Consider the following 7299-nt stretch of genomic DNA (forward strand, 5'->3'; position numbering starts at 1 on the left):
CCCCCGGCCCGCCCACGACCTGCGCACACCCCCATCGCCCTCTCCAATCGCCCCTCGAACACCCCTACCATGAGAGCCCCCGACATGATCATCAGAGCCCCTTAGGAGCCGATCGTGCGAGACATAGCCGTCTTCTCCGGCAGCGCCCACCCCGAACTCGCCGCGGAAGTCTGCGCCCACCTCGGTGTTCCCCTGCGCCCGACCCAGGTCAGCAGGTTCGCGAACGACTGCCTGGAGGTGCAGCTCCAGGCCAACTGCCGGGAACGGGACGTGTTCCTGGTGCAGCCGCTCGTCAAACCGGTTCAAGAACACCTCGTGGAGCTGCTGTTGATGTGCGACGCGGCGCGCGGCGCGTCGGCGCGGCGGATCACCGTCGTGCTGCCGCACTACTCGTACGCCCGCTCGGACAAGAAGGACGCGCCCCGTATCTCGATGGGCGGCCGGATGGTCGCGGACCTGATGGTGTCGGCCGGAGCGAGCAGGGTCCTGGCGATGACGCTGCACTCCCCGCAGGTGCACGGCTTCTTCTCGGTCCCGGTCGACCACCTGCACGCGCTGCGCGAACTGGCCGCGCACTTCCGCCAGTACGACCTGGCCCGCACGACGGTGGTCTCCCCGGACCTCGGGAACGCGAAGGAGGCCGCGGCGTTCGCGCGGCTGATCGGCGCGCAGGTCGCGGCGGGCGCGAAGCAGCGGTTCGCGGACGACCGGGTCAGCATCAGCGCGGTGATCGGCGAGGTGACGGGACGGGACGTCATCGTGCTGGACGACGAGATCGCGAAGGGCAGCACGGTCCTGGAACTCCTGGAGAAGCTGCGGGAGTTGAAGCCGAGGTCGATCAGGGTGGCCTGTACGCACGGCCTGTTCGCGTCCGGCGCCCTGAAGCGGCTGAGCGAGCAGCCGGACGTGCTGGAGATCGTGTGCACGAACACCGTGCCGGTCCCGGAGGAGGAGCACACGGACAAGCTGCGCGTCCTGTCGATCGCCCCCGCGCTCGCCGAAGCTGTGCGCCGTATTCACAACGGCGAGTCCGTCAGCGCCCTGTTCGACGCGCCCGGGAGCGAATAGACAGGAGGCAGGCGCCTGTTGACGCCGGGCGCCCTTCAGGGACAGGAGGCCCGCAGTGGCGAAGGCACGGTTCGAACGGACCAAACCGCACGTCAACATCGGCACCATCGGCCACATCGACCACGGCAAGACGACGCTGACCGCGGCGATCACGAAGGTGCTGCACGACCGGTTTCCCGACCTGAACCCGTTCACGCCGTTCGACCAGATCGACAAGGCGCCGGAGGAGCGCCAGCGCGGGATCACGATCTCGATCGCGCACGTCGAGTACCAGACCGAGGCCCGGCACTACGCGCACGTGGACTGTCCGGGCCACGCCGACTACATCAAGAACATGATCACGGGCGCGGCCCAGATGGACGGCGCGATCCTGGTCGTCGCGGCGACCGACGGGCCGATGCCGCAGACCAAGGAACACGTGCTGCTGGCGCGGCAGGTGGGCGTGCCGTACATCGTCGTCGCGCTGAACAAGACGGACATGGTGGACGACGAGGAGATCCTGGAGCTCGTCGAGCTGGAGGTCCGCGAGTTGCTCACGGAGTACGAGTTCCCGGGGGACGACCTCCCCGTCGTCCGGGTGTCGGCGCTGCGGGCGCTGGAGGGCGACCCCGAGTGGTCTCGGTCGGTGCTGGAACTGCTGGACGCGGTCGACACGGCCGTACCGCAGCCGCAGCGGGACGTGGACCGGCCGTTCCTGATGCCGATCGAGGACGTGTTCACGATCACCGGGCGCGGGACGGTCGTCACCGGGCGGATCGAGCGCGGGACGCTCCGGGTGAACACCGAGGTCGAGATCATCGGCATCCACGAGCAGAAGACGCGGACGACGGTGACGGGCATCGAGATGTTCCGCAAGCTCCTCGACGAGGGCTGGGCGGGGGAGAACGTGGGGCTGCTGCTGCGCGGCGTCAAGCGGGAGGACGTCGAGCGCGGGCAGGTCGTCATCAAGCCGGGCTCGGTGATGCCGCACACGCGGTTCGAGGCGCAGGCGTACATCCTGTCGAAGGACGAGGGCGGGCGGCACACGCCGTTCTTCGACAACTACCGGCCGCAGTTCTACTTCCGGACGACGGACGTCACGGGGGTGGTGACGCTGCCCGACGGGACCGAGATGGTCATGCCGGGCGACAACACCGGCATGCTCGTCCAGCTCATCCAGCCCATCGCGATGGAGGAGGGGCTGAAGTTCGCCATCCGCGAGGGCGGCCGGACGGTGGGCGCGGGGCAGGTGACGAAAATCCTCAAGTAGCCAGGTCTGCCAAGAGAGTTCACCCGGCGCGTTCATAAGGTCTCCCCGGGCTTCCCGAGGGCGGTCTCCACGCTCGGCGCGGGCGGCAGGAGCTTCGACAGGCCCGTCGCCCGCAGCACCCGCAGGGTCAGCGGGTGGACGCAGACCAGGCGCAACTCCCCGTCGCGCTCCAGGGCCCGGGCACGGGCGCGGTAGAGCAGGCGCAGCCCCGAGCAGTCGAAGAACTCGACCGGGGTGAGGTCGATGAGCACGCGCGGGGCCTGCCCCGCCACGCGGTCGTCGATGTGCGGCAGGATCTCCATCGCCGCGACGATGTCGATCTCGCCGTGGAACTCCAGCACGACGTACCCCTGTTCCTCACGTATGCGCAGGTGAGGGGTGTCGACCAGGGGTTCCTGCGGCACCATGGCATTGCCTCCAGCACGGGCCGGCGGATAGGACGAGACGGACGCTGGGGAGCGCTCGGCGGAGCCTGCCTCAGCAAGTTACCCCCGATGGAGTGAATTTCAGCATGTTCGATTGACATATGTCTTCGAAAAAGGACCGCTCATAGTCGGCCAGTGCGCGACGGAGTACGAAAGTCCGGCCCGGGGCCCTACGACAGTGCCTGCCACGCCCGCGTGAGCGACTGCCGGAACTGGTCCGTCTGGCGCTCCGTCAGGGCGTTGACCATGCGGTCCTCCAGCTCGCGCACCTGCTCCGCGTGCAGCGCGAGCAACTCCCGCCCCGCGTCCGTCAGCAGGATCCTCAGCTCCCGCCTGCTGGCCGGATTCGGCTCCCGGCGCAGCAGCCCCCGGCTCTCCAGGGACCGCACCAGATCGGCGGTCGACTGCGCCGTGACGAACGAGTCCCGCGCCAACTGGGCGGCGGACAGGCCGTCGTGGCGCTCCAGGACCGTCAGCGCCGTGTACTGCAAGGCGGTGATGCCCGACGGCCTGACCAGCTCGTCCAGCCGGGAACGGACGGCGAGTTCGAGCTGCTTGACCATGTAGAGGAGGGAGGGGGGTGCGCTTCCGGCCATGGACCGAGCGTAAACCATTGACAGGAAACCTGTCTGTAAAGAGACTGCGGACCACCAGGAATCCTGTCGGTTGACGACGCGGCGACGGCGCCGCAGACCCGAGGAGTGGCGATGACCGCCTTCCAGATCGACCCCGGGCAGCTCTTCATCGGGGGCCAGTGGCGGGAATCCGCCGACGGAGCGCGCACCGAGGTGATCGACCCGTCCAGGGGCCGCACGCTCACCACGGTCGCCGAGGCCGCACCCGCCGACGTCGACGCCGCCGTGCGCGCCGCCCGCGAGGCGTACGAGACCGGCCCCTGGTCCCAGTTCACCGGCCGCGAACGGGGCCGCGTCCTGCTGCGCGTCGCCGAGCTGATCCGCCAGGAGGCCGACACGATCGCCGAGTTGGAGAGCCTCGACGTCGGCAAGCCCATCACGCTGGCCCGCGCCGTCGACGTCACCAACGCCGCCAACGACTACGAGTACTACGCGGCCCTCGCCTTCCAGCTCGACGGCGCCACCCGCGAGACCCAGCAGGGCACCCACGCCTACACCAGACGCGGCCCGCTCGGAGTCGTCGCCGCGATCACGCCGTTCAACTTCCCGCTGATCCTGGCCGGTTCGAAACTCGCGCCCGCACTCGCCGCCGGGAACACGGTCGTTCACAAACCGGCCGACGAAACCCCCCTCAGCGCCCTGTACATGGCGGGCCTCCTCCAGCGCGCGGGCGTCCCCGACGGCGTCGTCAACGTCGTCACCGGCACCGGACCCGTCGCCGGGGAAGCCCTCCTGCGCCACCCCGGCATCGACAAGGTCGCCTTCACCGGCTCCACGAACATCGGCCGGCACGCCGCCGCGATCGCCGGGCAGGCGCTGAAACCGGTCACCGTCGAACTGGGCGGAAACGCGCCCCACCTGGTCTTCGAGGACGCCGACCTGGAGAAGGCCGTCGGCGCGATCATCAAGGGATTCGTGTTCAACACCGGCCAGTTCTGCATGGGCGGCCCCCGTCTCCTGGTCGCCCGCTCGGTCCACGCGACGCTGCTGAACATCCTCGCCGAGGCGGTCCCCGGCATCCCGGTCGGCGACCCGCGCGACCCGGCGACCGTCGTCGGCCCGCTGGCGGGGGAGCGGCATCTGCGCAAGGTCGAGGAGTACGTCGACCTCGCCCGCAAGGACGGCGGCCGGATCGTCTGCGGCGGCGAACGCCTCGACCTGGACGGCGGCTACTACTACAAGCCGACCGTCATCGCCGACCTCCCCAACGACTCGCGGGTCGTCCAGGAGGAGGTCTTCGGCCCGGTCCTCACCGTCCAGCCCTTCGACGACGAGGACGAGGCGGTCGCCCTCGCCAACTCCACGCCCTACGGCCTGGCTTCGGGCATCCAGACCGGCAGCCTGGCCCGCGCCCACCGCGTCGCCGACCGCCTCCAGGCGGGCATCGTCTGGATCAACGACTGGGCGATGCTGGACCCCGCGGTGCCGTTCGGGGGAGTGAAGGACTCGGGGTTCGGCAGGGAGTACGGGCCGGAGGCGCTGGCGGGGTACCTGAAGACGAAGTCGGTGGTCGTGTCGCTGGACTGAGGGGCACCGCCCCGCCCCGTGAAGCAACCCGCCCCAGAAACCCAGGAGTTCAGTCATGCCCCGCACCACCAGGGCCGCCGTCGTTGAGACGGGCGGCGCCCCCTTCACCTTCACGGACGTCACCCTCGACGACCCCGGCCCCCGCGAGGCCGTCGTCCGCATGGTCGCCGCCGGCCTCTGCCACACCGACCTCGGCGTCGCGTCCGGCGGCCTGCCGTTCCCCCTCCCCGGCGTCCTCGGCCACGAAGGCGCCGGGATCGTCGAAGCCGTCGGCGCCTCCGTCACCTCCGTCGCCCCCGGCGACCACGTCGTCCTGTCCTTCACCTCCTGCGGTGCCTGCCGCAACTGCAACGGCGGCCACCCCGCCTACTGCGCCGACTGGCTCCCCCTGAACCTCCTCGGGGGCCGCCGGGCCGACGGCACCGCCACCATCACCCGCGACGGCGAGGCCCTCGGCGGCCACTTCTTCGGCCAATCCTCCTTCGCCGAGCGGGCGTTGGTGGACGAGCGCAGCCTCGTCAAGGTCGACCCGGAGGTGCCGCTCGCCTCGATCGCCCCGCTGGGCTGCGGAGTCCAGACCGGGGTGGGCGCGGTCTGGAACGTCCTCAAGCCGGAGCCGGGCAGCACGGTCGTCGTCCTCGGCGCCGGCGCGGTGGGCCTCTCGGCGGTGATGGCCGCCGCGCTCTCCCCGGCCACCGAGGTCGTCGCCGTCGACCGGGTGCCCGAACGGCTCGACCTGGCACGGGAGTTGGGCGCGACCCGCACCCTCACCGACGTACGCGAACTCCACCAGGGTGTCGACGGTGTCGTGGAGACGACCGGCAGTACGGCCGTCCTGCGCGCCGGGGTGGACGCGCTCGCCGCGCGCGGCACGCTCGTCGTCGTGGGGGCCCCGCCCTTCGGGACCGAAGTCGCCCTGGACGTCAACGGGTTGCTCACCGGCAAGCGGGTCGTCGGCCTCACGCTGGGGGACAGTGAGACGCAGAGCCTCGTCCCGACGCTGGTCGGGCTGGTCAAGTCGGGGCGGCTGCCGCTGGGGAAGCTGATCGGGACGTACGGATTCGAGGACATCGGGCAGGCGGTGAAGGACATGACCGAGGGCCGGACCGTCAAACCCGTCCTGCTGTTCTGACCCGACCCGGCGGGCAGTTCACCGGCTGGCGTGCAGCGCGACCAGCAACTGCCACACCTGGTCGGCTATCTGGCGGGGTGTCCCCGCCAACAGCCCGTGCAGCCAGTCCCCGAGCACCCCCGCGAAGGTCGCCGCCACCGCCGACGCCACCAGCGCGGCGTCGGCGGCCCCCGCCCGCTCCCGCTCGCGCAGGCTGTACGCGCGCAGGTCCCGGTGCAGCACCAGCCCCAGCGGCCCGCCCCCGCCGGGCGTCAACAGCCGCCGGTACAGGGCGAGATGAGGAGTGAGGGAGGCGAAGAACTCCGGCAGCGCGGCCGGCGCGCGCACCGGATCGGGCCGTCCCTGCCAGGCGTGCAGCGCCTGAACCGCCTCCCGTACGACGTCCGCGCACGCGTCGACCGCGAGGTCTTCGAGGTCGGTGTAGTGGACGTAGAACGTGGCCCGCCCGGTACCGGCCCGCCGGACCAGCGCGGCCACGCTCACCTCCTCCAGCGGACGCTCCGCGCACTCCGCGAGCAGCGCCGAGCGCAGCCTCGCCCGGGTGCGGGCGGCCCGCGGGTCCTCGGGCGCGGCGCGGGTCACTGCGCGATCAGGACGGCGGCCAGGGCGATCGCGCCGGGCACGGCCTGCGCGAACAGGATGCGCCGGTTCGCGGTCGCCGCGCCGTACACCCCCGCGACGATCACGCAGGACAGGAAGAAGACCTGCGCGCGGAAGCCGGTCGGGTCGTCCGCGATCAGGCCCCAGACCAGGCCCGCCGCGAGGAAGCCGTTGTAGAGGCCCTGGTTGGCGGCGAGCTTCGCGGTGGCCGCCGCGAACTGCGGGTCGAAGCCGTGGAAGCGGCGGCCCGGCGGCTTCTGCCACAGGAACATCTCCAGCACCAGGATGTACGCGTGCAGCAGGGCGATCAGCGCCACCAGTACGTTCGCGACCGTTTCCATGACCTTTTTCGACTCCCTCGGATCAGAACTTCATGGACACCTGTCCACTATAGCTGGACAGGTGTCCACGAAGTCGAATCGAGGTGGGCCGAACAGGGCATGAAGAGGCCCCGCCGCGACGGGGGAGCGCGGCGGGGCCCGTAGACCGCGTTCCCGGCAGGCGGGGATTCACACCTGCCGGGCCGTGGATTTCTACGCCCGCGGCTCCAGCACGAAGACGGGGATCTCCCGGTCCGTCTTCTCCTGGTACTCCGCGTACGGCGGGTAGGCGGCGACCGCACGCTCCCACCACGCGGCCTTCTCCTCGCCGGTGACCTCGCGG

9 protein-coding genes are annotated in these 7299 nt (G+C 70.8%); 4 read left to right on the plus strand and 5 right to left on the minus strand.

Going from position 1 to position 7299, the window contains the following annotated elements; translation table 11 throughout:
* Nucleotides 1-114: 114 nt before the first annotated feature.
* Both AOK24_RS25495 and tuf read left to right on the plus strand, forming a co-directional pair.
* A complete protein-coding gene (locus AOK24_RS25495; RefSeq protein WP_055722411.1) occupies nt 115-1068 on the plus strand; it encodes a ribose-phosphate diphosphokinase in 954 nt (317 codons plus the stop codon).
* Between the two features lie 55 nt (nt 1069-1123).
* A complete protein-coding gene (gene tuf / locus AOK24_RS25500) occupies nt 1124-2317 on the plus strand; it encodes an elongation factor Tu (RefSeq protein ID WP_055722412.1) in 1194 nt (397 codons plus the stop codon).
* Between the two features lie 32 nt (nt 2318-2349).
* On the opposite strand, the gene AOK24_RS25505 is transcribed toward tuf, so the two are convergent.
* Both AOK24_RS25505 and AOK24_RS25510 read right to left on the minus strand, forming a co-directional pair.
* Complete coding sequence (locus AOK24_RS25505) at nt 2350-2724, minus strand: anti-sigma factor antagonist (RefSeq protein ID WP_055722413.1); 375 nt, start codon at nt 2722-2724, stop codon at nt 2350-2352.
* A gap of 188 nt (nt 2725-2912) precedes the next feature.
* Complete coding sequence (locus AOK24_RS25510; RefSeq protein ID WP_055722414.1) at nt 2913-3338, minus strand: MarR family winged helix-turn-helix transcriptional regulator; 426 nt, start codon at nt 3336-3338, stop codon at nt 2913-2915.
* Nucleotides 3339-3449: 111 nt separating this feature from the next.
* On the opposite strand from AOK24_RS25510, the gene AOK24_RS25515 reads away from it, so the two are divergent.
* Both AOK24_RS25515 and AOK24_RS25520 read left to right on the plus strand, forming a co-directional pair.
* On the plus strand, nt 3450-4904 hold the full coding sequence (locus tag AOK24_RS25515) for an aldehyde dehydrogenase family protein (protein WP_055722415.1): 1455 nt from the start codon (nt 3450-3452) through the stop codon (nt 4902-4904).
* A gap of 55 nt (nt 4905-4959) precedes the next feature.
* Nucleotides 4960-6036: an NAD(P)-dependent alcohol dehydrogenase gene (locus AOK24_RS25520; RefSeq protein ID WP_055722416.1), complete on the plus strand. Its 1077-nt coding sequence runs from the start codon at nt 4960-4962 to the stop codon at nt 6034-6036.
* 18 nt (nt 6037-6054) lie between these two features.
* Here the strand turns inward: AOK24_RS25520 and AOK24_RS25525 are convergent, their stop codons facing one another.
* The 3 genes from AOK24_RS25525 to AOK24_RS25535 form a co-directional block, all read right to left on the minus strand.
* Nucleotides 6055-6618 carry a TetR/AcrR family transcriptional regulator gene (locus AOK24_RS25525; RefSeq protein WP_055722417.1) on the minus strand — a complete coding sequence of 188 codons (564 nt, stop codon included), beginning with the start codon at nt 6616-6618 and terminating at the stop codon, nt 6055-6057.
* A complete protein-coding gene (locus tag AOK24_RS25530; protein WP_055722418.1) occupies nt 6615-6977 on the minus strand; it encodes a DUF1304 domain-containing protein in 363 nt (120 codons plus the stop codon). Before AOK24_RS25530 ends, AOK24_RS25525 begins: the two co-directional genes overlap by 4 nt.
* A 192-nt stretch (nt 6978-7169) precedes the next feature.
* On the minus strand, nt 7170-7299 hold a 130-nt coding region (locus tag AOK24_RS25535; protein ID WP_159051979.1), incomplete at its 5' end, for a nitroreductase/quinone reductase family protein.

Source organism: Streptomyces niveiscabiei (assembly GCF_001419795.1).
Lineage (GTDB): Bacteria > Actinomycetota > Actinomycetes > Streptomycetales > Streptomycetaceae > Streptomyces > Streptomyces niveiscabiei.

Coding starts and splice junctions, on each gene's coding strand:
- AOK24_RS25505 (WP_055722413.1), bottom strand. CDS start 2,724: ATGGTGCCGCAGGAACCCCTGGTCGACACCCCTCACCTGCGCATACGT.
- AOK24_RS25510 (WP_055722414.1), bottom strand. CDS start 3,338: ATGGCCGGAAGCGCACCCCCCTCCCTCCTCTACATGGTCAAGCAGCTC.
- AOK24_RS25515 (WP_055722415.1), top strand. CDS start 3,450: ATGACCGCCTTCCAGATCGACCCCGGGCAGCTCTTCATCGGGGGCCAG.
- AOK24_RS25520 (WP_055722416.1), top strand. CDS start 4,960: ATGCCCCGCACCACCAGGGCCGCCGTCGTTGAGACGGGCGGCGCCCCC.
- AOK24_RS25530 (WP_055722418.1), bottom strand. CDS start 6,977: ATGGAAACGGTCGCGAACGTACTGGTGGCGCTGATCGCCCTGCTGCAC.